The 23,834-nt window shown below is 71.5% G+C and carries 22 protein-coding genes; 12 read left to right on the forward strand and 10 right to left on the reverse strand.

Annotated elements, in window-relative coordinates:
* Window positions 1-2: 2 nt before the first annotated feature.
* On the reverse strand, window positions 3-2,582 hold the full coding sequence (locus tag ABZ930_RS09465) for a S8 family serine peptidase (protein WP_361544139.1): 2,580 nt from the start codon (window positions 2,580-2,582) through the stop codon (window positions 3-5).
* Window positions 2,583-2,750: 168 nt separating this feature from the next.
* On the opposite strand from ABZ930_RS09465, the gene ABZ930_RS09470 reads away from it, so the two are divergent.
* The gene (locus ABZ930_RS09470) at window positions 2,751-4,139 is read left to right on the forward strand and encodes an aldehyde dehydrogenase family protein (protein WP_361544142.1); all 1,389 of its coding nucleotides are present in this window, start codon (window positions 2,751-2,753) and stop codon (window positions 4,137-4,139) included.
* Between the two features lie 17 nt (window positions 4,140-4,156).
* Entirely contained in the window at window positions 4,157-5,239 is a 1,083-nt protein-coding gene (locus tag ABZ930_RS09475; protein WP_361544145.1) for a Zn-dependent alcohol dehydrogenase, read from the forward strand.
* A 229-nt stretch (window positions 5,240-5,468) separates the two neighbouring features.
* On the opposite strand, the gene ABZ930_RS09480 is transcribed toward ABZ930_RS09475, so the two are convergent.
* Both ABZ930_RS09480 and ABZ930_RS09485 read right to left on the reverse strand, forming a co-directional pair.
* Window positions 5,469-6,176: a winged helix-turn-helix domain-containing protein gene (locus tag ABZ930_RS09480; protein ID WP_361544148.1), complete on the reverse strand. Its 708-nt coding sequence runs from the start codon at window positions 6,174-6,176 to the stop codon at window positions 5,469-5,471.
* A gap of 43 nt (window positions 6,177-6,219) precedes the next feature.
* A complete protein-coding gene (locus ABZ930_RS09485) occupies window positions 6,220-6,870 on the reverse strand; it encodes a TetR/AcrR family transcriptional regulator (protein WP_361544151.1) in 651 nt (216 codons plus the stop codon).
* 84 nt (window positions 6,871-6,954) lie between these two features.
* Between ABZ930_RS09485 and ABZ930_RS09490 the strand changes: the two genes are divergently transcribed.
* From ABZ930_RS09490 to ABZ930_RS09500, 3 genes are all read left to right on the forward strand, one after another.
* The gene (locus ABZ930_RS09490) at window positions 6,955-8,112 is read left to right on the forward strand and encodes an acyl-CoA dehydrogenase family protein (RefSeq protein ID WP_361544154.1); all 1,158 of its coding nucleotides are present in this window, start codon (window positions 6,955-6,957) and stop codon (window positions 8,110-8,112) included.
* A 76-nt stretch (window positions 8,113-8,188) separates the two neighbouring features.
* On the forward strand, window positions 8,189-8,479 hold the full coding sequence (locus ABZ930_RS09495; RefSeq protein WP_361544157.1) for a YiaA/YiaB family inner membrane protein: 291 nt from the start codon (window positions 8,189-8,191) through the stop codon (window positions 8,477-8,479).
* Window positions 8,480-8,585: 106 nt separating this feature from the next.
* Window positions 8,586-9,233 carry a TetR/AcrR family transcriptional regulator gene (locus ABZ930_RS09500; RefSeq protein WP_361544160.1) on the forward strand — a complete coding sequence of 216 codons (648 nt, stop codon included), beginning with the start codon at window positions 8,586-8,588 and terminating at the stop codon, window positions 9,231-9,233.
* A gap of 11 nt (window positions 9,234-9,244) precedes the next feature.
* On the opposite strand, the gene ABZ930_RS09505 is transcribed toward ABZ930_RS09500, so the two are convergent.
* Window positions 9,245-9,706, reverse strand: a complete 462-nt coding sequence (locus ABZ930_RS09505; protein WP_361544163.1) for a MaoC family dehydratase — start codon at window positions 9,704-9,706, stop codon at window positions 9,245-9,247.
* A gap of 81 nt (window positions 9,707-9,787) precedes the next feature.
* On the opposite strand from ABZ930_RS09505, the gene soxR reads away from it, so the two are divergent.
* Window positions 9,788-10,255 (forward strand): redox-sensitive transcriptional activator SoxR, encoded by a 468-nt coding sequence (soxR, locus tag ABZ930_RS09510; RefSeq protein WP_361544166.1) that lies wholly within the window; start codon window positions 9,788-9,790, stop codon window positions 10,253-10,255.
* On the opposite strand, the gene ABZ930_RS09515 is transcribed toward soxR, so the two are convergent.
* A complete protein-coding gene (locus ABZ930_RS09515) occupies window positions 10,212-11,510 on the reverse strand; it encodes a solute carrier family 23 protein (protein WP_361544169.1) in 1,299 nt (432 codons plus the stop codon). The genes soxR and ABZ930_RS09515 overlap by 44 nt on opposite strands.
* Window positions 11,507-12,625, reverse strand: coding sequence for an aryl-sulfate sulfotransferase (locus ABZ930_RS09520; protein ID WP_361544171.1), 1,119 nt, complete (start codon window positions 12,623-12,625; stop codon window positions 11,507-11,509). The genes ABZ930_RS09515 and ABZ930_RS09520 overlap by 4 nt, the downstream gene beginning before the upstream one ends.
* A 107-nt stretch (window positions 12,626-12,732) precedes the next feature.
* Between ABZ930_RS09520 and ABZ930_RS09525 the strand changes: the two genes are divergently transcribed.
* Window positions 12,733-13,245: an XRE family transcriptional regulator gene (locus tag ABZ930_RS09525; protein ID WP_361544174.1), complete on the forward strand. Its 513-nt coding sequence runs from the start codon at window positions 12,733-12,735 to the stop codon at window positions 13,243-13,245.
* Between the two features lie 85 nt (window positions 13,246-13,330).
* On the opposite strand, the gene ABZ930_RS09530 is transcribed toward ABZ930_RS09525, so the two are convergent.
* Window positions 13,331-14,053 carry a 3-keto-5-aminohexanoate cleavage protein gene (locus tag ABZ930_RS09530; protein ID WP_361544177.1) on the reverse strand — a complete coding sequence of 241 codons (723 nt, stop codon included), beginning with the start codon at window positions 14,051-14,053 and terminating at the stop codon, window positions 13,331-13,333.
* A gap of 68 nt (window positions 14,054-14,121) precedes the next feature.
* Here ABZ930_RS09530 and ABZ930_RS09535 point away from each other — a divergent pair, with 68 nt between their 5' ends.
* The 4 genes from ABZ930_RS09535 to ABZ930_RS09550 are packed head-to-tail and all read left to right on the forward strand — an operon-like array spanning window position 14,122 to window position 17,234.
* Entirely contained in the window at window positions 14,122-14,634 is a 513-nt protein-coding gene (locus ABZ930_RS09535; RefSeq protein WP_361544180.1) for a hypothetical protein, read from the forward strand.
* Between the two features lie 58 nt (window positions 14,635-14,692).
* Window positions 14,693-15,121 (forward strand): helix-turn-helix domain-containing protein, encoded by a 429-nt coding sequence (locus tag ABZ930_RS09540; RefSeq protein ID WP_361544183.1) that lies wholly within the window; start codon window positions 14,693-14,695, stop codon window positions 15,119-15,121.
* Window positions 15,118-15,498, forward strand: a complete 381-nt coding sequence (locus tag ABZ930_RS09545; protein ID WP_361544186.1) for a DUF4180 domain-containing protein — start codon at window positions 15,118-15,120, stop codon at window positions 15,496-15,498. The genes ABZ930_RS09540 and ABZ930_RS09545 overlap by 4 nt, the downstream gene beginning before the upstream one ends.
* Window positions 15,495-17,234 (forward strand): immunity 49 family protein, encoded by a 1,740-nt coding sequence (locus ABZ930_RS09550; protein ID WP_361544188.1) that lies wholly within the window; start codon window positions 15,495-15,497, stop codon window positions 17,232-17,234. The genes ABZ930_RS09545 and ABZ930_RS09550 overlap by 4 nt, the downstream gene beginning before the upstream one ends.
* 88 nt (window positions 17,235-17,322) lie before the next feature.
* Here the strand turns inward: ABZ930_RS09550 and ABZ930_RS09555 are convergent, their stop codons facing one another.
* Window positions 17,323-17,925 carry a hypothetical protein gene (locus ABZ930_RS09555; protein WP_361544191.1) on the reverse strand — a complete coding sequence of 201 codons (603 nt, stop codon included), beginning with the start codon at window positions 17,923-17,925 and terminating at the stop codon, window positions 17,323-17,325.
* Window positions 17,926-18,229: 304 nt separating this feature from the next.
* Here ABZ930_RS09555 and ABZ930_RS09560 point away from each other — a divergent pair, with 304 nt between their 5' ends.
* The gene (locus ABZ930_RS09560; RefSeq protein WP_361544194.1) at window positions 18,230-21,085 is read left to right on the forward strand and encodes a penicillin acylase family protein; all 2,856 of its coding nucleotides are present in this window, start codon (window positions 18,230-18,232) and stop codon (window positions 21,083-21,085) included.
* Window positions 21,086-21,122: 37 nt separating this feature from the next.
* Here ABZ930_RS09560 and ABZ930_RS09565 read toward each other — a convergent pair whose 3' ends face one another.
* Both ABZ930_RS09565 and ABZ930_RS09570 read right to left on the reverse strand, forming a co-directional pair.
* Window positions 21,123-22,394: a serine-threonine protein kinase gene (locus ABZ930_RS09565; RefSeq protein WP_361544197.1), complete on the reverse strand. Its 1,272-nt coding sequence runs from the start codon at window positions 22,392-22,394 to the stop codon at window positions 21,123-21,125.
* 91 nt (window positions 22,395-22,485) lie between these two features.
* The gene (locus ABZ930_RS09570; protein ID WP_361544200.1) at window positions 22,486-23,802 is read right to left on the reverse strand and encodes an MFS transporter; all 1,317 of its coding nucleotides are present in this window, start codon (window positions 23,800-23,802) and stop codon (window positions 22,486-22,488) included.
* Window positions 23,803-23,834 lie beyond the last annotated feature (32 nt).

Raw genomic sequence — 23,834 nt, forward strand, 5'->3', positions numbered from 1 at the left:
GGTTACTTGGCTCCCTGCGCGAAGCGGATCGCCGAGCCGTCCTTCAGGACGGCCTGGTCGAACGAGTACTGGAGGGCGTCGGTGCCGGCCTGGTTCTCGATGCCGACGGTGGCCGACGAACCGTTGCCCGGGACGGACTTGTACTGGAAGGTGAGCGCGCCGGTGGCCTCGTCGAAGACGGCCTCGAAGGTGGCGCGGTCCTTGCCGCCGTCGGCGAACAGGACGTTGTTCCAGACGATCGCGAACTTACGGCTGCCGGACTTGCCGGTGGTGGCCGTCTGCACGGTCGACTTCTTGTCGAGGGTCAGGTCGTCCCACAGCGGGGCGACGATGCCGTTCGGCTGGGCCTCCGTCGGCAGGGCCTCGTTGGCGTAGTCGCCGATGCGCGGCGAGAGGAAGTCGATCAGGCCGTCGGTGGTGACCGCGGCGCTGGAGTACTTCACACCGTAGAACGAGACCGGGAAGGGCAGCGAGACCGTCTTGGCGTCCTCGTCACCGGACAGCGCGACCTTGCTGGAACCGGAGATCCAGGAGTAGGTGGCCGGGGTGCAGCTGTTGCCCGAGTTGTCGGCGCGGGCCGGGAGCCGGATGGTGCGGGTCTCGTCACCGGCGACGACCAGGCTGGTGGTCGAGACGCCGTTGCACAGGATGGGCGCGGCGGGCGTCACCTTCAGGGTGTAGGTGCTCTCGGCGACCTTCGGCAGCGTGAACGAGCCGTCGGCGGCGGAGGTGACCGTGTCGAGCGGGGTGCCGACGACCTGGACGGTCGCGCCCTTGAGGGCCTTGCCGGTGACGTCGAGGACCGTGCCGGAAACCTTGTGGACGGGCATGGCGGTCAGTGAGAAGTCCTGGGTGACGGGCTGGTCACCGGACAGCTCGACGCCGGAGACCGTCTTGGTCGCGTAGCCGTAGCCGCTGAGCGTGAAGTCGTACGTGTTCGGGGTGAACGACAGACGGTAGCCGCCGTTGGCGCCGGTGACGACCGTGCGGTAACCCTCGGTGTCGTTGCCGGCCTTGACGGAGATGCCCTGCACCCCGGCGCCGGTGTCCTTGTCGGTGACCTTGCCGGACACCGTCACGGCGGTGTGCGGGGCCTTGTCGATGGACGCGAGGATGTTGAGCTTGCCCTCGCCCCAGACGTTGTTCATGGCGGCGGTGCCACCACAGTGCGTGTCATCGACGTCGCGGGCACCCTCGTTGAGGAGCTCGCGGGTCTCGGCGATGTTGCCGATCAGCGACGGGGCGGCCGACCAGAGCAGCGCCACGGCGCCCGACACGTGCGGAGTCGCCATCGACGTACCGGACTCGGCGTTGTACGACGAACCGGGCCAGGTGGACTCGACGTTGACGCCCGGGGCCGAGATGTTCGGCTTGGCCGAACCGTCGATCGGCGAGGGGCCGAAGCCGGAGAAGTTGGCGATCTTGCTGTTCACGTCGTAGGCGCCGACCCCGTAGGTCTCGGTCTGCGCGCCCGGCGGGTGGGTCGTCGAGCAGGTCGTGCCGTCGCCGTCGTTGCCGGCCGCGAACGCCTCGAAGATGCCCGCAGCGTTCCAGGCGTTGACGATGTCGGTGTAGAAGGTGCCGTCACCGCCCCAGGAGTTGTTCACGATGTTCGGGGCGAGGTCCGGGCGGGGGTTCTGGCCGTTGGCGTCGGTCGGCGCGAGGATCCACTGACCGGCGGCGAGCAGGTCGTCGTCCTGGCAGCTGCCCTGCGAGGTCGCGCAGGCCTTGGCCGCCATCCACTTCGCGTTCGGCGCGACACCGATGCCGTTCTTGCCGACCATCGTGCCCATGGTGTGGGTGCCGTGACCGTTGTCGTCGCACGGCGTGCTGGTGGTGGCGCAGGCGCCGGTCGCGTCGTAGAAGTTGTAGTCGTTGGTGAACGTGCCGTCACCGTTGTTGCCGCGGTAGTTGTCCACGAGGTCCGGGTGGTCGTACTGCACACCGGAGTCGACGCTGGCGATGACGATGCCCTCGCCGCGGTCGTCGTACTGGTTCCAGACCTGGTCGGCCTTGATGTCCGAGACGCCCCACTCGGGGGTGTCGTCACCGCTGGCCGACGAGTCGGTGCCCGCCTTGGTGGGCGTCTTGGTGACCTTGGTGTTCGACGTCTCGCCCGCGTCGAGCTTGAACGTCTGCTCCTTGACGATCGACTTGACGTCCGAGCGCTTGGCGAGCTCGTCGACCAGGGCCTGGTCGCCGGTCACCTTGACGGTGTTGGCGATCCAGTAGTCCTTGTGGCCGACCTTCTTCTTGTCGAGGAAGGAGGCGAGGGACTTCTGGCTGTCCTCGGCGTTCGTCTTCAGCGCCTTGTACGCGGCCTTGGCGGCCTTCGCGTGCGAGGACTGCTTCTTGGCGGTCTTCAGATCCGCCTTGTCCTTGAGCGTGACGAAGAACGTCGCGTCACCGCCCTTGGCGACGGCCTTGCTCAGTGACGAGTCGATCTTCGCGGTGGCGGCGGCGGACGAGGTGTCGGCTGCTGCGGCGGCGGCGGGCAGGGCGCCGGCGGCCAGAGCGGTCGCGGTGAACGCGGCCGCCGCCCAAACGGCTGTACTGCGCCGTGGCGGTCGGGGCAGGTGCATCGGGGGCACTCCTCCGGGAACGGTACGGGGGAGTGCGCACGCTAGAAAGGCGGCGTTACTGAGGAATTACCGGCAGCGTGACCGGGGTCTCCGGTGGGTCTCTGGCGCCAGAAAACTATCACCGCTAGTTTGGTCGTCGGACGAGCAGCAAGTACCGGGAGGAGTGCCATGAAGGCCCATGAGGGGATGTACATCGGCGGAGAGTGGCGCGCCGCCGCGGGCGGCGACACCATCGCCGTCGTCAATCCGGTCGACGAGTCGGTGATCGGCCAGGTCCCCGCGGGCACCGCCGAGGACATCGACGCCGCCGTGCGCGCCGCCCGCGCCGCCTTCCCGGCCTGGGCCGCCACGGCCCCCGCCGAGCGCGCCGCGAGGATCGCCGCGCTGCGGGACGTGCTCGTCGCGCGCAAGGACGAGGTCGCCGAGACCGTCACGGCCGAGCTGGGCGCGCCCCTGCCGTTCTCGCAGATGGTGCACGCGGGCGTACCGATCCTGGTCTCCGGCTCGTACGCGGAGCTGGCCGCCTCCCACCCCTTCGAGGAGAAGGTCGGCAACTCCACCGTCTACGCCGAGCCGGTCGGCGTCGTCGGCGCGATCACGCCCTGGAACTACCCGCTGCACCAGATCGTCGCGAAGGTCGCCCCGGCGCTCGCCGCGGGCTGCACCGTCGTCCTCAAGCCCGCCGAGGACACCCCGCTGACGGCCCAGCTGTTCGCGGAGGCGGTCGCCGAGGCGGGCATCCCGGCCGGTGTCTTCAACCTCGTCACCGGTATCGGCGCGGTCGCGGGCCAGGCCCTCGCCGAGCACCCGGACGTGGACCTGGTCTCCTTCACCGGGTCGACGGCGGTCGGCCGGCAGATCGGCGCCACGGCCGGCGCCGCGATCAAGCGGGTGGCACTGGAACTGGGCGGCAAGTCGGCCAACGTCATCCTGCCCAGCGCCGACCTCGCGAAGGCCGTCAACGTCGGCATCGCCAACGTCATGGGCAACTCCGGCCAGACGTGCAGCGCCTGGACCCGCATGCTGGTCCACACGGACCAGTACGACGAGGCGGTCGAACTCGCCGGGGCCGCCGCCGCCAAGTACGGCGACCGCATCGGCCCGCTCGTCAACGCCAAGCAGCAGGCGCGGGTGCGCGGCTACATCGAGAAGGGCGTCGCGGAGGGCGCGCGGCTCGTCGTCGGCGGCACCGAGGCCCCGCACGAGAAGGGCTACTTCGTCGCCCCGACCGTCTTCGCCGACGTCACCCCCGAGATGACGATCGCGCAGGAGGAGATCTTCGGCCCGGTCGTCTCCCTCATCCGCTACGAGGACGAGGACGACGCCCTGCGGATCGCCAACGGCACCGTGTACGGGCTCGCGGGCGCGGTCTGGGCGGGCGACGAGGCGGAGGCCGTGGCGTTCGCGCGCCGCATGGACACCGGCCAGGTCGACATCAACGGCGGACGGTTCAACCCGCAGGCCCCGTTCGGCGGTTACAAGCAGTCGGGCGTCGGCCGGGAGCTCGGCTCGCACGGCCTGTCCGAGTACCTCCAGACCAAGTCCCTCCAGTTCTAAGGGAGTCACCGATCACCATGGTCCGCGCCGCTGTCTGCACCGCCGTCGGTTCCCCGCTGGAGATCACCGACATCGACCTGCCCGAGCCCGGCCCCGGGCAGGTCCGCATCAAGCTCGCCGCCGCCGGGGTCTGCCACTCCGACCTGTCCCTCACCAACGGCACCATGCGCGTGCCGCTCCCGGCCGTCCTCGGCCACGAGGGCGCGGGCACGGTCGTCTCCGTCGGCGAGAGCGTCACCCATGTCGCGCCCGGCGACTCCGTCGTCCTCAACTGGGCCCCCTCGTGCGGCTGTTGCCACGCCTGCTCGCTGGGCGAGGTCTGGCTGTGCGCCAACGCGCTGGCCGGCGCGGGCAACGTGTACGCGCGTCGGGCCTCGGACGGCTCCGATCTGCACCCCGGGCTGAACGTCGCCGCGTTCGCCGAGGAGACGGTCGTCGCCGGGAACACGGTGCTGCCGGTCCCCGACGGCGTCCCGCTCACGGACGCCGCCCTGCTGGGCTGCGCCGTCCTCACCGGCTACGGCGCCGTCCATCACTCGGCGCGCGTGCGCGAGGGTGAGACCGTCGCCGTGTACGGCGTCGGCGGCGTCGGCCTCGCCACGATCCAGGCGGCGCGCATCGCGGGCGCCTCGAAGATCATCGCGGTCGATGTCTCCCCGGAGAAGGAGGAGTTGGCGCTCGCCGCCGGTGCCACGGACTATGTCGTGGCCTCCGAGAACACGGCCCGGGAGATCCGTGGGCTCACCGGCAAGCAGGGCGTCGACGTGGCCGTCGAGTGCGTCGGGCGTGCCGTGACCATCCGGACGGCCTGGGAGTCCACCCGGCGCGGTGGGCGCACCACCGTCGTCGGCATCGGCGGCAAGGACCAGCAGGTCACCTTCAACGCCCTGGAGCTCTTCCACTGGGGCCGCACGCTGTCCGGCTGCGTCTACGGCAACTCCGACCCGGCCCGTGACCTGCCGGTCCTCGCCGAGCACATCCGTGCCGGGCGCCTCGATCTCAGCGCGCTGGTCACGGAGCACATCGCCCTGGACGGCATCCCGGCCGCGTTCGACAACATGGTCGCGGGCAAGGGGGGTCGGGCGCTGGTGGTGTTCTAGGGGCGCGGGTGCCCTGTGGCCGGCCACGCAGTTCCCCGCGCCCCTGGAAGCGAGCTCCGCTCGCCCAGGGGAGGCGCGGCGAAGCCTCAGGGGGGAAGGCGCGCGGAGCGCAGCCTCAAGGGGAGGCTGCGCGCAGCGCATGCCTCAGGGGCGCGGGGAACTGCGCGGCCGGCCACGACGGGTCCGCGGCCGCCGGACAACGGGACCCGGCAGACGGGAGGGCGCGCCTTCAGACATCACCCCGCACCCCGAGCTCGTCCCACAACACCCGCGCCCCACCCCCGGTCACCCGAACCGCCCGCTCCGACCCGATCCGCTCGACCCAGCCGGAGGCCAGCGCGTGGCGGCACAGCGCAGCCCCGGCCACCCCGGCCAGATGCTGCCGCCGCTCCGTCCAGTCCAGACACCCGCGTACCAACGGCCGCCGCCCACCCGGGCCCAGCTCCACCCCGAGACCCCGGAACCACCCCACCCCGGCCTCGGTCAACGCGAACCCGGTGTCGACCCGCAACAGCCCCCGCGCCACCATCCCGTCGGTCACCGCGATCCCGAGCCGCCCCGCGAGATGGTCGTAACACGTACGCCCCCGCGCCATCGCATCCCGCGCGGACGCGTCCCGCAGCGTCCGGGGCGGGTCCGCGCCGTCCGGGGCGGCATACCCGGCGAGGCCCTCCACCAACTGCGCCACCCGCGCGTCCGCGAGCCGCACGTACCGGTGCCGCCCCTGCCGTTCCTCGGCGAGCAGCCCGCCCGCGGTCAGCTTCCCGAGATGCTCACTGGCGGTGGACGGCGCGACCCCGGCGTGCCGGGCCAGCTCGCCCGCCGTCCAGGCCCGCCCGTCGAGCAGCGCGAGCAGGAACGCGGCACGGGTCTCGTCGGACACCAGCGCGGCGAGCCCGGCCAGTCGCCGGGCGCGGGGATCTCTGGAAGCGGCCATGACCCCAGGATGCGCCCGGCACGTTTCGCCCGGCGCCGAACCGTCAGTGCGCGGCCGTCGCCACCTGCGCGTACTGCACGGACAGCCCGTCGAGCAGCGCCGTGAGCCCGGTCTCGAAGGCCCGGTCGTCGATCAGCTCCTGCTTGTCGGCGAGGAGGTGCGCCTGCCCGAGGTGCGGATAGTCGGCGGGATCGTAGGCGGTCTCGTCGTCCACGAAGCCACCGGCGAACGACCCGAGCGCGGACCCCATCACGAAGTACCGCATGAGCGCGCCGATGGACGTCGCCTGCGCGGGCGGCCACCCGGCGTCCACCATCGCCCCGAACACGGCGTCCGCGAGCCGCAGACCGGCGGGCCGCCGCCCGGGCCCCTGCGCGAGCACGGGCACGATGTTCGGGTGCTCGCGCAGCGCCGCCCGGTACGAGACGGCCCAGTCGTGCAGGGCGGTCCGCCAGTCGCGCGCGTCGTCCGGCCCGAACATCGACAGATCGACCTGCGCGCTCACCGAGTCGGCGACCGCCTCGAGGATCTGGTCCTTGGTCCGGAAGTGGTTGTAGAGGGACGGCCCGCTCACCCCGAGTTCGGCCGCGAGCCGCCGCGTGGAGACGGCGGCGAGCCCCTCGGCGTCGACGAGGGCGCGAGCCGCGTCGACGATGCGGTCTCGGCTGAGGAGGGGCTTGCGCGGTCGGGCCATGGCGCACATAGTAGGGCTGTCCGCTTTAAACTAGCAGTGCTAATTTAAAGAAGAAGCCTGCGGTCCGTCCTGGGAGTGTCGTCCATGAATCTGGAGCTGAACGAGGAGCAGACGGCCGTCCGCCGGCTCGCCAAGGACTTCGTGGACCGCGAGATCGCGCCGAACGTCGTGACGTGGGACCGCGCGGAGGAGGTCGACCGCTCGATCGTCAAGAAGCTCGGCGAGGTCGGCTTCCTGGGCCTGACGATCGACGAGGAGTACGGCGGCTCCGGCGGCGACCACCTCTCGTACTGCCTGGTCACGGAGGAGCTGGGGCGCGGCGACTCGTCGGTGCGCGGCATCGTCTCGGTCTCGCTCGGTCTGGTCACCAAGCCGATCCAGCAGTGGGCGAACGAGGAGCAGAAGCGGTACTGGCTGCCCCGGCTCACGGCCGGAGACGCGCTCGGCTGCTTCGGCCTGACCGAGCCCGGCCACGGCTCGAACCCGGCGGAGCTGCGGACGAAGGCCGTCCGCGACGACGCCACCGGCGACTACGTCGTCAACGGCACCAAGATCTTCATCACCAACGGCACCTGGGCCGATGTCGTCCTGCTCTTCGCCCGCACCAACGACACCCCGGGCCACAAGGGCATCTCCGCCTTCCTGGTCCCCACCGACACCCCCGGCCTGACCCGCAACACCATCCACGGCAAGCTCGGCCTGCGCGGCCAGGCCACCGCCGAGCTGGTCCTCGAGGACGTACGGGTGCCCGCCTCCGCGATGATGGGCCCGGAGGGCAAGGGCTTCTCCGTCGCCATGTCCGCCCTCGCCAAGGGCCGGATGTCCGTCGCGGCCGGCTGCGTCGGCATCGCCCAGGCCGCGCTGGACGCCGCCGTCGGCTACGCCAAGGAGCGCGAGCAGTTCGGCAAGCCCATCGCCTCGTACCAGCTGGTGCAGGAGATGATCTCCGACATCTCCCTCGACGTGGACGCCGCCCGCCTGCTGACCTGGCGCGTCGCCGACCTGATCGACCGCGGCGAGGACTTCCAGGTCGCCGCGTCCAAGGCCAAGCTCTTCGCCTCCGAGGCGGCCGTGCGCTGCGCCAACAACGCCCTCCAGGTCTTCGGTGGTTACGGCTACATCGACGAGTACCCGGTCGGCAAGCTGCTGCGCGACGCCCGCGTCATGACCCTCTACGAGGGCACCAGCCAGATCCAGAAGCTCATCATCGGCCGCGCGCTGACGGGCGTATCGGCGTTCTGACGGCCAACGGCCTGAGTACGTAGATGAGTACGGGAGCGGATGGGGCACCGGCCCCGTCCGCTCCATGCTGTGCGGCATGAGTGAGACACCGGTCAAGCAGCAGAACACCACGGCCTACTACGGACAGGCCATCGCGTCCTTCGCCATCGCGCTCGCGGCCGTCACCATCGGCATCTACCGCCTCGACGCGAGCGGCTGGATCAGAGCCTTCCTGGCCATCGCCGTGCTCTACCTGACGACGTCCGCGTTCACCCTCGCCAAGGTGATCAGAGACCGCCAGGAGGCCGACCAGATCGTCAGCCGGGTCGACAAGGCCCGCATCGACAAGATCCTCGCCGAGCACGATCCGTTCAAGCCGGTCGCCTGAGGGGCACACCCGAGGTCGGGGCGGGGGCCGAAGCAGCCCTAAGCGCCCGCTCACCTCGGGAGGTAGGGTGAGCACCAGCCCCACCGACAGGATGTGAGCGACAGCGATGACGCAGGACGAGCGGGTCGAGGGCCTGCACCCCGAAGACGCCGAAGAGATGCCCTGGGCCGAGGTCACCCCCGACGCCGCCCGGCGCCTGCTCGTCGCCGCGGTCGAGGCCTTCGCCGCGCGCGGCTATCACGCCACGACGACCCGGGACATCGCGAGCCGCGCCGGCATGAGCCCGGCCGCGCTCTACATCCACTACAAGACCAAGGAGGAGCTGCTCCTCCGCATCAGCCGCATCGGCCACGAGAAGGCGCTGCGCATCCTGCGCCGGGCGGCCGACGGCGAGGGCACGGCCACCGAGCGGCTCACCGAGGCGGTGCGCTCCTTCGTCCGCTGGCACGCCGGACACCACACCACGGCGCGCGTCGTCCAGTACGAGCTGGACTCCCTCGGCGACGAGCACCGGCCGGAGATCGTTGCGCTGCGCCGCGAGAGCGACGCCGCCGTGCGGGAGATCATCGACGACGGGGTCGCGAAGGGCGAGTTCCAGGTGCCCGACGTGCCCGGCACGACGGTCGCGATCCTCTCCCTCTGCATCGACGTGGCGCGCTGGTTCAACACACAGGGCCGCCGGACGCCCGACGAGGTCGGCGTGTTCTACGCCGACCTCGTGCTCAGGATGGTGGGAGCCGCGCCCCGCGCGTGAGCCCCCGGTGCTCAGAGGTAGTAGCGGGACACCGACTCGGCGACGCAGACCGGCTTGTCGCCGCCGTCCCGCTCCACCGTGAACGCCACCGACACCTGCACACCGCCCGCCACGTCCTCCACGGACGTGATCTTCCCGGTGGCGCGCAGCCGCGAGCCGACCGGGACGGGCGCGGGGAAACGCACCTTGTTCGTCCCGTAGTTCACGCCCATCTTCACGCCCTCGACGGCGATCAGCTGCGGACCGAACAGCGGCAGCAGCGACAGCGTCAGATAGCCGTGCGCGATCGTCGTGCCGAACGGCCCGGCCTTCGCCCGCTCCGGGTCCACGTGGATCCACTGGTGGTCACCCGTGGCCTCGGCGAACCGGTCGATGCGGCTCTGCTCGATCTCGACCCAGTCGCTGTGTCCGAGCTGCTCGCCGACGGCGCCCTTCAGCTCGTCGACGTCCTTGAAAACCCGCGGCTCCGCCATGCTGTCCATCCTCCATCGCAATGTCTAAGCGCTTGCTCAGCATGCTAACAACGAGGTCGCGCTGCGACTAGGCTCGACCGGGTGCCACAGATCCCGGAGAAGATCCACGAGCTCACCGTCGGGCAGGTCGCCGCGCGCAGCGGCGCCGCCGTCTCCGCGCTGCACTTCTACGAGTCCAAGGGCCTGATCGCCAGCCGCCGCACCTCCGGCAACCAGCGCCGCTACGGTCGCGACACCCTGCGCCGCGTCGCCTTCATCCGGGCCGCGCAGCGCGTCGGCATCCCCCTCGCCACGATCCGCGAGGCGCTGGCCGAACTCCCCGAGGAACGCACCCCGACCCAGGAGGACTGGGCACGCCTGTCGGAGACCTGGCGATCCGAACTGGACGAGCGGATCACGCAGTTGAGCAGGCTCCGCGATCACCTCACCGACTGCATCGGCTGTGGCTGCCTCTCCCTGGACACCTGTGTGCTGTCCAACCCGGACGACGTCTTCGGCGAGCGGCTCACGGGGTCGCGTCTGATGGGGGAGCGCCGCTCCCGCCCGTGACCCGGGGCCCGAGCGCCCGGAACACGGCGCAGAGCACGACCGCGGCGATCGCCCCGGCCGCCACCCCGCTGCCGAACAGGGTGCGGGCCCAGGAGGGCAGGCCCGCGTACATCCCGGGCTCCACGATGGGCAGCATGCCGACGACCAGCGCGAGCGCGATGACGACGCTGTCGGTGCCGTGCGCGAGATCGGTGCGGGAGAGCATCCCGAACCCCATGACGGCGATGACGGCGTAGATGACGAGGCCCGCCGCGCCGACGACCGGCCCGGGTACGGCGGCCAGTACCCGGGTGAGCGGCGTGAGCAGCCCGCACACGACGAGCAGCACACCGGCCGCCGCCGTCACGAACCGGCTGCGGACGCGCGTGAGCTGGACGATGCCGATGTTCTCGGCGCTGGTCACCATCAGCGACGTACCGAAGACGCCGGAGCCGAGCGAGACCAGCGCGTCGGCGCGGGCGATGCGCGGCACGTCGCGGCCCGGGTCGGGGGTGCGGCCGACGGCCTCGCTGTTGAGCACGGTCTGCCCGGTGGCCTCGGCGAGCGAGGCGAGGGCGAAGACCAGCAGCGGTACGGCGGCGAGCAGGTCGATGTGCGGGGTGCCGTACGGGAACGGCTCGGGCAGCGCGAACGTGCCGCCGTGCGCGACGTGCAGCTCGGTGCCGGTCAGCACCGCCACGAGGGTGCCGCCGACCAGGCCCAGCAGCACCGCCATCTGCCGCCACACGCCCCGCAGGACCAGGAAGAAGAGGCCGATCACGCCGAGGGTGGCGAAGCCGAGGCCCGGGCCCGCGGCGACCATCGGGGCGGTCACCTTGATCATGTTGATGCCGATGAGGACGACCGTCGTCCCCATCACCAGCGGCGGGAAGAGCCGGACCAGACGCCCGTAGAACGGCAGGACGCACAGCAGGAAGGCGGCGGCCACCAGCACCGAGCCGGACGCGGTCGCCGGGCCGTACTCCTGCGCGATCTGCAGGAAGATCGCGACGGCGGCGCCGCCCGGCAGCATCAGGAACGGCAGCCGGGCCCCGACCCGCAGCACCCGTACCCCGAGGGACTGCAGCAGCGCGCCCACCCCGCACAGCACGAGCGTCGCGCTGAGCAGGGACGCCGTCCGGTCGGCCGACAGCCGCAGCGTCGTCGCGATGAGGATGACGGAGGAGACGGGCGCGGCCACGCCCGCCAGCACGTGCTGGCAGGCGAGGGGGACGAGGCGGCGCGCCGGCGGCAACTCGTCGACCGCGGCACTCACTTGCCGAGCCAGGGAAGCTCGGCCGCGGAGTAACGGTAGGAGCGGAAGACGGCGTTCGGCTCGGACGGGAAGAGCCTGCGGACCTCCTCCTCGGCGTAGCCGCCGAAGAACGGGACGATGTACTCCCAGCACAGATAGCCGTCGGCGGTCACCTCGAAGAGACGGCCCGCGGGGGAGTCGGTGATGAGCGTGTTGCCGTTCGGCAGGCGCTGCGCACTGCCCATGAACGGCGCGAAGAACGACTCGCGCGCCGGGTCGTGGTACTCCCACGCGATCTTCCCGCTGCCGCGGTCGATCTCGATGACCCGGCTGAACGGCACGTCCCAGCGCGGCCGGAACACGCCGTTGTCGAAGACCAGGAAGTTGCCGTTCTCCAGCTCCGTCGGGCAGTGCTGCTGCGAGACCGTGCCCGGCTCGGAGCGCCAGACGATGTCGCCGGTGGCGCGCTCGATGACGACGACCGCCGACACCGAGCGGAAGCTGGCGAGGACGTTCCCGTCGGCGAGCGGCAGCACGCTGTTGATCAGCGGGTAGTGCTCGCGGGCGTAGTCGGGGTGGAGCGGGAACCCGTCCCGGCCGAGCCGCTCGGAGACCTTCCACTCCCAGGTGCGGTTTCCCTCGGCGTCGACCTCGACGATCGTGTCGGCCCAGACGGTCCCGCCGGCCGCCTCCGACCCCGGCACCCCGCCGCGCACGGCCGCCGCGGCGTCCTCGGTCAGCGGCTCCAGGGCGGTGTAGAGGATCCGGCCGTCGCCGTAGTGGTGGGCGTCGTGGTGCTGGAGCGGGTCGCGGTGCTCGCGGACCACCGTGCCGTCCGGGGTGATCTCCTGCATCAGGCCGCCGCGGTACTTGTGCCACATGGGGAAGAGCGCGGGCTCGTCGGGGAGCACGCCGTTGTAGGCGAGGTTGCCGTTGCCCAGGATGCGGGCGTGGCGCCCGGGGCGGTGCGGCAGGTTCCACCGGTGGACCGTCTCGCCGCGCAGGTCGATCAGGTACACCTCGCCCGTTCCGGTCAGCGGCGCGAACAGCGTGTACCCGCCGTACGAGGCGTCCTCGTCCAGGGCGATCAGGCCGGTGCCGCGGCGGCGCCGCTGGTTCTGGTCCACGCGAGCCATGGGGGCTCTCCCTCCAGTGGTTAACTTTTTTAAGTGACGGTGAAGGAGTTAACCACGACGGTAAGGTGCCAGGAACAGGGAGAGCGGCGGAAAGGCGTTACAGGTTCATGAACGTGGGACCCGGCATCCGGCGCAGGCGCCGCGCCCTGGAACTGACCCTGGCCGAGGTGGCCCGGCGGGCCGGGGTCTCCGTCCCGTTCCTCAGCCAGGTGGAGAACGGCCGGTCGCGGCCCAGCATGGGTTCACTGCAGCGGATCGCCGACGCGCTCGACACCACGGCCGTCGAGATCCTCGCGGCGGCGCAGGAGCCCCGCCCGGTCGACGTCGTCCGGGCCGCCGACGGCGCCGCCACCGCCGACGGCACCCGGCCCCTGGTCCGCGGCGCGCAGCGGCTGCACGCCCTGGAGTTCACCGGCGACCACGACTGGGACCGCGAGTACCGGCACCGCGGCGACGAACTCCTCTACGTCGCCGACGGCGCGGCCGAGGTGGAGGCGGACGGCGTCCGCTACCGCCTGGAGCGCGGCGACACCCTGTACTGCGCGGCCGAACTACCGCACCGCTGGCGCCCGTTGGAACCGGGAACGAGGGTCCTGGTGGTGGGAGTCGCGGCCCCGTGAGGGGCGCGGGGAACTGCGCGCTCAGCCACGGCGAAGGCCGCAGACGCGACCGCTCATCAGCCGAGCAGACGCGCCCGCGGCTCCTCTACGACTGAGCGCCCCCTCGAACGGCGCTCTCCACCAACTCCGCGTTGCTCACGGCCCGCCGCCCGTCCGGCAGAACCAGCATGTCCTCAAGGCCGACCCGGATCGCAAGCCCCAACTCCTGCGCGAGCCGAAGCACCGGCCAAGCCCCGCCGTCCTCGCCGTGCAGCAGCACGGGCCTGCCGCACCCGGTGCCGATCTCCGCCAGCAGCGCCGACGCCGAGCCCCGCGCGGAGCCCGGATCGGCGTCCGTGACCTCGGCGAGCACCCGCAGCACCCGCCCCGCCAGCGGCGACGCCGCGAACCGCGCGGCGCCGTCGGTGCCCGACCACAGCCCCGCCTCCACGCCCACGCCCCGCTCCAGCAGCGCCGCGGCGACCGCCTCCGCGCCCTCCTCGTGCCAGTTCACGGACGCGTGGTCCGGCAGCGTCGTCCAGGAACGGATCCGCGCCACCCGGGCCGCCGGGTCCGGCTCCGCCCACGCGCCCGTCGTCACCCCGACCGGCACCGCCACCCGCGACCGGATCGCGTCGAGTGTGGCCGCGACCGCCCGCGGGGACAACGAGTCTTGTCCGCAAGGGGACTTGGGGTGAACATGCACATCCGACGCACCGGCGGCGACGGCCGCCGCCGCGGCGTCGCCCAGCGCGCCGGGAGACAGCGGGACCACCGCTCCGTCGCCCGCGCCGCGAGCGCCGTTGAGACACACCTGTACGAACTCCATCCCTGTGATGGTGCCACCGGCCACCGACGACAGCAGCCGAACCACGACGACGGAGGAGTGCGCAGCACATGGCAGTAGCGATCAGTTCACTGAAGTTCGAGGCCGCCCACTCGGGCGCCCAGAAGATCACGTACGACAGCGACGGCTATCACCTGGTGCGGTTCCCGTACGCCAAGGCCGAGGAGTCGTACGACCCCTGGAACATGCACGCCCCGACCGCCGGCGGCGGCTCCTCGAAGTACCCGGACGCCCGCTCCGGCCTGATCTGGCCGAGCCACGACGGCTGGGGAACCTTGTCCGCGCTCGTCTTCTGGGCGGCGAACGACCGGGCCACCGAGTACCGCGCCCGCTTCGTGCGCGACCCGCTGAACCTGTCCACCGGCTACGACTCGACCGCCACCACCGACATCGCGGCCACCGGCGGCGGCCAGTACCGCTCCTACACCTGGCAGATGTTCGTGCACCCGGGCACCCCGGTCGGGCTGAAGGTCGCGGCCCGCCGCGGCGACACGCACCTCGCGGTGCCGCTCGCGCTGGCCGAGTTCAAGCTGGCGATCGAGACCGAGGTGATCCGCCCCTAAGAGTCCCTTTCATACCTTCACCTTCCCTCGAATTCTTCGTTTGAGGTACTTTGAGGGAGTGCAGCAACAGTACTACTCCCTCGACCAGGTGGCCGAGCTGCTCGGACTTCATGTCCGGACGGTGCGCGGCTACGTCCGCGACGGGCGGCTGAAGGCCGCCCAGGTCGGCCGCCGGTACCGCGTCACCCGCGCCGACCTGGAGGAGTTCACCGGCACCCCGCCGGCCGGCCTCCCGTCCGCCGGGACCCCGCACGCCGAGGCCTCGGTCGTCGTCCAGGTCGACGGGGTCGGCCCGCAGGCGGCGATGCGGCTGTCCAACACCGTCGTCGCGAGCGCGGGAAGCCGCGGGGACGGCGGCGGACGGCTGCGCGTGGAGAGCGTGTACGACGAGGAGCGCGCCACGCTGAAGATCATCGTCCTCGGCGGTCTCGCCGACACGGCCGAAGTGCTCAGGATCGTCGACACCCTGGTGGAGGACCCCCGATGACGGAACAGCCGTTCACGATGCGGGACATGGCGGGCGTGACCGTCCTCGTCTGCGCCGACGGGCCGCCGCTCGCCGACGAGCGGGCCGCGCTCGACCTGATCGGCGACGCCGGGTACCGGGGCGCGCGCTGGGTCGCGGTCCCCGCCGCGCGCTGCGGCGACGACTTCTTCCGGCTGCGCACCCGGATCGCGGGCGACATCGTCCAGAAGTTCGCCAACTACCGCATGGGACTGGCGATTCTCGGCGACATCCGGTCAAGAACAGCCACCAGTACGGCACTTCGCGACTTCGTCCGGGAGAGCAACCGCGGCGGCCAGCTCTGGTTCCTGCCCGACGAGGACGCGCTGGCGGCGCGCCTCGTAGAGTCGGGGCCGTGACCTCACACGACACGTCCGACCCGCACCTGTCCATGCTCACCGGCGCCCAGGCCGACCACCTGCGCGCCCTCGTCGCCGGCCACCTGCACGCCCGTACCGGCGCGCACCCCACGATGACCGGCGACGCGGCCGAGTCCGAGGGACACCGCCACCCGCTGACGAATCTGGCGCAGCGCTGCCGTGTCGCACCCGAGGCGGAGTGGCCCGCGACGGTCGAGGCGTTCTTCGCGCACCTGGCGGAGGCGTCCCGGGGCGGCGAGAGCGCCGAGGAGCTGCTGGAGCGGACCTGTCTGCGACTCGTGCCGCCGGGCGCGGTCCCCGCCGAAGCGGCCGACGAATACGGGTACATGAGGGGCGTCGCCGAGGGGCTGAACCTCACCCTCGCCCTCGACGCGCCCACCTCCGTGCGGCTGCTCACCGACGCCGACGTCGAGCGGGCCGGCGCCGACGCGCTCTGGGCCGCCGCCGAGCGCAACCTCGTCCGCGCGCAGATGCGGCACGAGGAGGTGCGGCTCGACGGGCACCCCGTCCTGTACTCCGTGTACGGCGACTCGCCGTTCGTCTCCACCAAGGCGCTGATCCTGCCCGACCTCGTCGCCGAGGCCACCGGGAAGCGGATGCCGGACGCGGGCGCGCTCGTCGTCGTCCCGACCCGGCACCTGCTCGCGTTCCACCCCATCGTCGACGGCACCGCGGCCGACGCCGTCGACGACCTGGCCACGTACGCCGTCAAGGCCCACGCGGACGGCCCGGGATCGCTCTCGCCGCGCGTCTACTGGTGGCACGACGGGCGCCTCACCTCGCTCACCGTCATCGACGACGAGACCCGCACCGTCGCCCAGCGGCCGCCGCGGGAACTCCTCGACATCCTGCGCGACCTGCGCGGACTCGACCGGGCCGGACGGCTCGTGACCTCGGCGCCGGCCGTCGGGGTGCCCGAACTCACCGGGACCGTCGCCGAATCGATCATCGAGGCCGCCGCGGACGCGGACCGGCTGCCCGAGGCGTTCGACGCCGCGCTCACCCTCGCCCACGCGCACGCGGCCGACGACCCCGACGCGGACCGGGTGGAGACCTGGGACGCCTGGGTCACCGCGCTGCAACTGGGCACCGCCCTGTTCACCGCGACCCAGGAGGTCACGACCCGGCTCGGCGAGCGGGAACTGACCGTCCCCGCCACCGGACCCGAGGTGCGCGGGGACGCCCGCGCCTGGCTCGACGTGTTCTGGCTGACCCTGGTGACCCGGGAGCGCGAGCGCACGGAGCGGCTGTGCCAGGTCGAGCCCGGCACCCCGCGCGACGAGCGGACGCCGGCCGACGACCACGTCCGGCACTTCGCCGACACCCTGCGCGCGTACTGGCTGCGCCGCCCCGTCGACGAGGTCGTCGAGAAGCTGGCCGCCGCGATGGACGCCTCGCACCCCAAGACCGCCACGCTCGCGCCGAAGGACTTCGTCAACGCCGTCGACTACCAGCCCATCGGCCTCTTCCACCGGCTGCTCACCCAGGAGGACGACCGGTTCACGGCGCTGCTCGCGCAGGCGCTGGAGGAGCACCGCGGCTACTGGGCCGGGTCCACGGCGCCGCGCTCCCGGGTCGCGCTCGGCCCGCTGGCGCTGGCCTGCCTCGCGTACGACGGGGAGCTTCCGGTCGGCACGGACCAGCCGTTCCTGCCCCGGCATCTGCTCGACCGGGGACGTCTCGAAGCGATCCCCGACTCGCTCGCCCGGGGCTGAGGGCAGCGGTGTGAACCGGGGGTGCGATGGTGGCCGATGCGCCGGCCCGCACCCCCGTCGCGCTGTACGTCGCTCCCCGCGGGGAGCGCTAGGCCGAGACCAGCAGCCGTGCCCGGCGGGCCTCGGTAAGGGCCTCGGCAGTGAGAACGGGGCGCGGCACCACGATGCCGCAGTGGGTGCAGACGGGGCCCGACGACGGCTCGTGCGCCAGGTCGTGCATCCAGACCAGTCCGCTGTCCGCGCAGACCGGGCAGCACGCGCCCGGGTCGCGCTCCAGAGCGGCGATCAGCCGGCGGAGAACCTCGGCCAGCGCTCCGGTGGGGTGCACCGACGGGTCGTCGCACCAGGCGACTCCGAAGCCGCCCCAGGTCAGCCGGTGCCAGTCGTCCACCGTGCCCGGGCGGCGCAGCCCGTCGTGCTTCTCCTTGCGCCTGCGCTCCGCGAAGGCGACTTCGTACGCGAGCCACACGGCCCGCGCCTCCTCCAGCTCCTCCAGCGCCGCGACCAGCCTGGCCGGCTCCGGGGAGCGGTCCTCGGGCCCGAAACCGGCCCGTGAACACAGGTGGTCCCAGGTCGCCCGGTGCCCGTAGGGGGCGAATCTCTCAAGGCACTTGCGCAGTGAGTAACGCCGCAGTGCCAGATCGTTGCGCGGATCGCGCACCTGTCTTGCCAGACTCCGGAATCCAGCCATCGCCCTGCACCTCCGTCACACGTACGTCGGCGTCGCCGCAGCTATGGAGCGACGTCGCCGAGTAGACGTACCGACACACGATTCGGATCCCTTCAAGGGCCGCCGATTCCCATTCGATTTCCGATGGGGTCCATCACCGGCACCTTGTGAGGCCGGGGACTTGCTTTGTGATCCCTGTGATGATTCCGAAAACGTGACGCATGTTCATCTTCTGTCGTTGGCTAACCGCCGGTAACCTCCGGCACACCCATCGTCGGGAGGACCAGGCATGCGACGACGCATTCCACGCACCACCCTGAACAGAGTGCCCAGCAGGACTCGCGGTCCTCTGCGGAGAGTTACGGCCGCCGCGGCTCTCCTGCTCACCGCGGGACTGCTTTCCCCACTGACGACCTCGGCGGCCAGCGCCGCCGATGAGCCCGTCCCGGTCACCGACTACTGCAAGGGGCAGTGCTCGGACATACTGCCGCCCGGGGCGAACGGCAGCGCGACGCTCGCCGAGATCCTCGGGAACAAGCTGTTCGGCACGCAGCCGCAGCACGCTGACGATCAGCTCGGTCCCTATGACGCGCTGTCGTCCGGCTACCCGTCGCTCACGGACGACACACTCTCGAACTTCTTCAACGACTCCTCCTTCGGTGTACGGGACGATCAGGTCGCCTCCGTCACGCGCCCGCGCGACGACGTGACCATCACCCGTGACAAGAAGAACGGCGTACCCCACATCAAAGGTTCCACGCGCTACGGAACCGAGTTCGGCGCCGGCTTCGCCGCAGGTCAGGACCGCATGTGGCTCATCGACCTGTTCCGGCACATCGGCCGCGGCGAGCTGACGTCCTTCGCGGGCGGCGCGCTGGCCAACCAAGGACTGGAACAGGAGTTCTGGCCGCAGGCCCCCTACACCGAGGACGATCTGCAGAAGCAGGTCGACTTCATCAAGAGCCAGGGCGGCGCCCGCGGACAGCAGGCCATGGACGACGCGCAGGCCTACATCGACGGCCTCAACGCCTACCGGGTCAAGTCGAAGAACGGCCGCCACTTCCCCGGTGAGTACGTGCTCACCGGCAAGGTCGACGCGATCACGAACATCGGCGAGATCCAGCCGTTCAAGGTGACCGACATGATCGCGCTCGCCTCGGTGGTCGGCGGTCTGTTCGGCAACGGCGGCGGGGGAGAGGTCGGCCAGGCCCTCTCGCTGATGCAGGCGCAGGAGAAGTACGGCGTCCAGAAGGGCACCGAGGTCTGGGAGTCCTTCCGCGGCCGCGACGACCCCGAAGCCGTCAGCACCATCCACGACGGCACCAGCTTCCCCTACGGCCAGAAACCCGCGAACGCGCGCGGCCAGGCGCTGCCCGACAAGGGATCCGTCCAGACCGAGCCGGTCGTCTACGACCGCACCGGCTCGGCCGCCACGGCCTCCGCCACGTCCGGCGACAGCATCGCCAAGGACCCCGTGAAGACCACGAAGAAGCTCAAGCCGCTCCAGGGCATGTACGACGACGGAGTGCTCCCCGCCGACCTCTTCGCCGGCAACGACTCCGGGACCAGGAAGGGCATGTCGAACGCCCTGCTCGTCTCCGGCGCGCGCTCCGCGTCCGGCCACCCGGTCGCCGTCTTCGGCCCGCAGACCGGCTACTTCGCGCCCCAGCTGCTGATGATGCAGGAGCTCCAGGGCCCCGGCATCAGCGCGCGCGGCGTCTCCTTCGCCGGTGTCGGCATGTACATCCAGCTCGGCCGCGGCCAGGACTACTCCTGGTCGGCGACCTCGGCCGGACAGGACATCACGGACACCTACGCGGTCCCGCTCTGCGAGGCCGACGGCTCGACGCCCACCAGGCAGTCGACGTCGTACCTCTACCACGGCACCTGCACGCCGATGGAGAAGCTGGAGAAGAAGAACTCCTGGAAGCCCACGGTGGCCGACTCCACGGCGGCCGGCTCCTACCGCATGCAGGTCTTCCGCACGAAGTACGGCATCGTCACGCACCGCGCGACGGCCGACGGCAAGCCCGTCGCGTACACCGCGCTGCGCTCCACCTACCGGCACGAGGCCGACTCGATCATCGGCTTCCAGATGCTCAACGACCCGTCCTACGTCAAGGACGCCGCGTCCTTCGAGAAGGCGGCGCAGCACATCAGCTACGCCTTCAACTGGTTCTACGCCGACTCGCGCGACATCGCGTACTACAACAGCGGCAGCAACCCGGTGCGCGCGGCCGACGTCGACGGCTCGCTGCCCGTGAAGGCCGAACCGGCCTACGAGTGGAAGGACTTCGACCCGGCGGACAACACGGCCGCCTACACCCCGCCGGACCAGCACCCGAACTCGGTGAACCAGGACTACTACATCTCCTGGAACAACAAGCAGGCCAAGGGCTTCGGGTCGGCCAACTTCAGCCTCGGCGCCGTGCACCGCGCCGATCTGCTGAACGACCGGGTGAAGAAGCTCGCCGAGCAGGGCGGCGTCACCCGCGCCTCGCTGACGCAGGCCATGGAGGAGGCCGCGGTCACCGATCTGCGCGGCGAACAGGTGCTGCCGGAGATCCTCAAGGTGATCCGCAGCAAGCCGGTCGACGACCCGGCGCAGGCGAAGGCCGTGCAGCAGCTGGAGGCCTGGCAGAAGGGGGGCGCCCAGCGCAACCAGACGTCCGCAGGCTCCAAGACGTACGCGCATCCGGACGCCGTACGGATCATGGACGCGTGGTGGCCGCTCCTGGTCGAGGCCGAGTTCAGGCCGGGTCTCGGCGACGACCTCTACCAGGCGCTGACCGGTGAACTGACCGTGGACGAGGCACCGTCCGCCGGGCACGGGCCGACGGGTTCGCACGCCGGATCCTCGTTCCAGTACGGCTGGTGGGGCTATGTCGACAAGGATCTGCGGGCGGTGCTCGGCCAGCCGGTGCAGGGGAAGCTGGGGGCGCAGTACTGCGGCGCCGGAGACCTCTCCGCCTGCCGCGACGCGCTCCTGAAGACCCTGACGACGGCCGCCGCGAAGCCCGCCACCGAGGTCTACCCCGGTGACGACAACTGCAAGGCCGGGGACCAGTGGTGCGCGGACACCATCGTCCACCGGGCGCTCGGCGGGATCACCCACCGCTCGATGCAGTGGCAGAACCGGCCGACGTACCAGCAGGTCGTGGAGTTCCCGGCACACCGGTAGCCTCCCTTCCGGGGGCGCGGGGCTCGCCCCGCGCCCCTCACGGGCCGATCCGGCCCGCCCCCAGGACCACGCGGGCCAGCTCCGGATGGCAGATGTCGCTGTGGGCGCCCGACGGGGGAGGTCCGGTGCGGACCACCTGCGAGGCGTCCACGCTCACGCACCCCGAGACCGGCACCCCGGACCCCAGCACGTCGGCCAGGGACTTCCGCACCGCCCCGTTCACCTCCAGGATCCCGTCGTGCCCCAGGGCGCCCCAGCGCAGGCCGAGATCGACGAGGCCGCGGTCGTCGCCCGCGAGGCGGGACGCCATCGGGTACAGCACGCTCAGCGCCGTGTCGAAACGGGAGTAGCAGCCCACCAGCGGGCCGTCGACACGGGCCTGCTGTCCGCCCAGGGACCCGCGCCGCGCGAACGAGTAGTGGGAGAAGGCGCCCTGGAGCAGCGTCACCGACTTCACGTTCCGCGCCGTCGCGGGCAGCCCGGCCAGCGCGAACGACACGAGCCGCGCGCCGAAGCTGTGCCCCACCAGATGCACCCGTACGTCCGGCGCGTCGGCGGCGAGCCGCCCGAGCACGGGCCCGAGGCCCTTCTGCCCGACCGTCCCCGCCCGCCGCTTCATGGCGAAGTACGTCGCCTGGCGCAGGAGTTCATGAGCGCCGTTCCACACCTTGGACAGGCCGCCGGGCAGGGTGAACGTGGCGACGTCCCCGGCCGTCTTCGCCAGCGCGTCGGCGAACTCCAGGCAGATGTCCCGGGTGTCCCGCTGGAACATGGCGAGCGCGCTGTGCGCCGACAGCTCCGGCACCGTGTCGGCGGCGATCCCGTCCGTCCGCACCCCCGTCAACTGCCGTACCAGACCGCCGAACTCGTCGAACGCGTCCGGCGGCTGCTCGTCGAGGATCGCGGCCAGCCGGTCGATGACGGGGCCGCGCCCCGGGAAGACGGCGTCGAGCGCCTGCCGGGTCTCCCCGTCCAGAGCCGACCGCGGCACGGCGGGGCCCGCGGCGGCCGCCGCCGGGGCGAAGTCCGCGACGCGCTCGTCCGTGAACCGCATCGACGGCCACAGCACCCCCGCGTATCCGAGGTGCGCGCCGGGCGCGAGGGACGGGAACGGCGCGAAGAAGCGGTCGTAGAGCCGGGTCGCGGTGCCGTGGTCGTTGTTCCAGCCGTGCGTGAGGAGGACGAGGTCCCGAACCCCGCGCTCGCGCACCCCGCGCACCAGCGCGTCCCGCTGTCCGCGGTCCGGGTCCCCGTCGGCGTCGAACGTCAGCTCCCAGTAAGGGCGTACGTGTACTTCCGGTGCAGCCATGGCCAACCCCCGTGGCAGTGTCCCTGCGGTGTGCCGCATCGTCCCGCCGGGCCCGGGAGTTGGCCATACAGCCCGTCAAAGTCAAGTACGGCTAGCCGAGTTCGCGCTCCCGCGTCTCCGGCAGGGCCAGTACGCACAGCAGCGAGACGACCGCCATCGCGCTCACGTACCAGCCCACCGACGCCGAGCCGAAGGAACCCTGGAGGCGGGTCGCCACCAGCGGGGCCACCGCGCCGCCGAGCACCCCGCCCAGGTTGTACGCGAACGAGGCGCCGGAGTACCGCACCCGCACCCCGAACAGCTCCGGGAGATAGGCGCCCATCGGCCCGTACACCACGCCCATGCAGAACAGCGCGCCGCCGAGCGCGAGCGCGATGAGCACCGGCTGCTCGGAGTCCATGAGCGGGAACAGCACCAGGCCCCACGCGATCGCGATCCCGGAGCCGATCAGCACCATCCGGCGCCGGCCGCCCGCGTCCGAGCGGGTCGCCGCCAGCCAGGTGCCGGCGGCCAGGAACAGACAGGCCACGAGCTGCGTCGTGAGCATCGTGCCGCGCGGGACGCCGAGCGTCTTGGTGCCGTAGGCCAGGCAGTACGTGGTGGCCGTGTAGAACAGCCCGTACGCGATGACCATGCCGCCCGCGCCGAGCAGGATCTCCTTCGGGTGCCGCTTGAACACCTCGAACGCCGGTGCCCTGCTGGCCTCCTGCTGATCCATCACCTTCTGGAAGACCGGCGTCTCGCTGATCTTCAGGCGGACGAACAGGCCGACCGCGACGAGCAGGAAGGAGAGCAGGAACGGCACCCGCCAGCCCCACGACGTGAACGCGTCGTCGGACAGCGTCTCCGACAGCAGCCAGAAGATGCCGGTGGCCGCGAAGAAGCCCACGGACGGGCCGAGTTGCGGGAAGGCGGCGAACAGGCCGCGCTTGCCGCGCGGCGCGTGTTCCACGGCGAGCAGCGCCGCGCCGCCCCACTCGCCGCCGAGCCCGACGCCCTGGAGGAAGCGCAGCAGGACGAGGAGGATCGGCGCCCACACGCCGAGCGTGGAGTAGCCGGGCAGCAGTCCCACGCACGCCGTGGACAGGCCCATCAGGAGCAGCGAGGCCACGAGCACCGACTTGCGGCCGACGCGGTCGCCGAAGTGGCCGAAGACCAGCGAGCCGAGCGGGCGGGCGGCGAACGCGACGGCGTACGTCGAGAAGGAGGCGAGGGTGCCGTTCAGGTCGGAGAGGTTCGGGAAGAACGCGTCGTTGAGGACGAGCGCGGCGGCGGTTCCGTAGACGTAGAAGTCGTAGAACTCGATGGCCGTACCGATGAAACTGGCCACCGCCACGCGGCGCAGGCTCTCCGGCTGTCCCGTCCGGTCCTGGGCCGCGTCTTCCCTGATGGAGTCGTCTTTGAGCACGCCGTGCACTGTCGCGTTAGCTGTACGGTGCA

This window comes from Streptomyces sp. NPDC046716, from assembly GCF_040645755.1.
Lineage (GTDB): Bacteria > Actinomycetota > Actinomycetes > Streptomycetales > Streptomycetaceae > Streptomyces.

Bases quoted from the DNA above. Each gene is read 5' to 3' on its own strand.
- ABZ930_RS09480 (WP_361544148.1), bottom strand. From the start codon at position 6,176: ATGGCCGCTTCCAGAGATCCCCGCGCCCGGCGACTGGCCGGGCTCGCC.
- ABZ930_RS09520 (WP_361544171.1), bottom strand. From the start codon at position 12,625: ATGGCTCGCGTGGACCAGAACCAGCGGCGCCGCCGCGGCACCGGCCTG.
- ABZ930_RS09545 (WP_361544186.1), top strand. From the start codon at position 15,118: ATGACGGAACAGCCGTTCACGATGCGGGACATGGCGGGCGTGACCGTC.
- ABZ930_RS09555 (WP_361544191.1), bottom strand. From the start codon at position 17,925: ATGGCTGGATTCCGGAGTCTGGCAAGACAGGTGCGCGATCCGCGCAAC.
- ABZ930_RS09505 (WP_361544163.1), bottom strand. From the start codon at position 9,706: ATGGCGGAGCCGCGGGTTTTCAAGGACGTCGACGAGCTGAAGGGCGCC.
- ABZ930_RS09530 (WP_361544177.1), bottom strand. From the start codon at position 14,053: ATGGAGTTCGTACAGGTGTGTCTCAACGGCGCTCGCGGCGCGGGCGAC.
- ABZ930_RS09525 (WP_361544174.1), top strand. From the start codon at position 12,733: ATGAACGTGGGACCCGGCATCCGGCGCAGGCGCCGCGCCCTGGAACTG.
- ABZ930_RS09470 (WP_361544142.1), top strand. From the start codon at position 2,751: ATGAAGGCCCATGAGGGGATGTACATCGGCGGAGAGTGGCGCGCCGCC.
- ABZ930_RS09475 (WP_361544145.1), top strand. From the start codon at position 4,157: ATGGTCCGCGCCGCTGTCTGCACCGCCGTCGGTTCCCCGCTGGAGATC.
- ABZ930_RS09535 (WP_361544180.1), top strand. From the start codon at position 14,122: ATGGCAGTAGCGATCAGTTCACTGAAGTTCGAGGCCGCCCACTCGGGC.
- ABZ930_RS09500 (WP_361544160.1), top strand. From the start codon at position 8,586: ATGACGCAGGACGAGCGGGTCGAGGGCCTGCACCCCGAAGACGCCGAA.
- ABZ930_RS09465 (WP_361544139.1), bottom strand. From the start codon at position 2,582: ATGCACCTGCCCCGACCGCCACGGCGCAGTACAGCCGTTTGGGCGGCG.
- ABZ930_RS09565 (WP_361544197.1), bottom strand. From the start codon at position 22,394: ATGGCTGCACCGGAAGTACACGTACGCCCTTACTGGGAGCTGACGTTC.
- ABZ930_RS09485 (WP_361544151.1), bottom strand. From the start codon at position 6,870: ATGGCCCGACCGCGCAAGCCCCTCCTCAGCCGAGACCGCATCGTCGAC.
- ABZ930_RS09495 (WP_361544157.1), top strand. From the start codon at position 8,189: ATGAGTGAGACACCGGTCAAGCAGCAGAACACCACGGCCTACTACGGA.
- ABZ930_RS09490 (WP_361544154.1), top strand. From the start codon at position 6,955: ATGAATCTGGAGCTGAACGAGGAGCAGACGGCCGTCCGCCGGCTCGCC.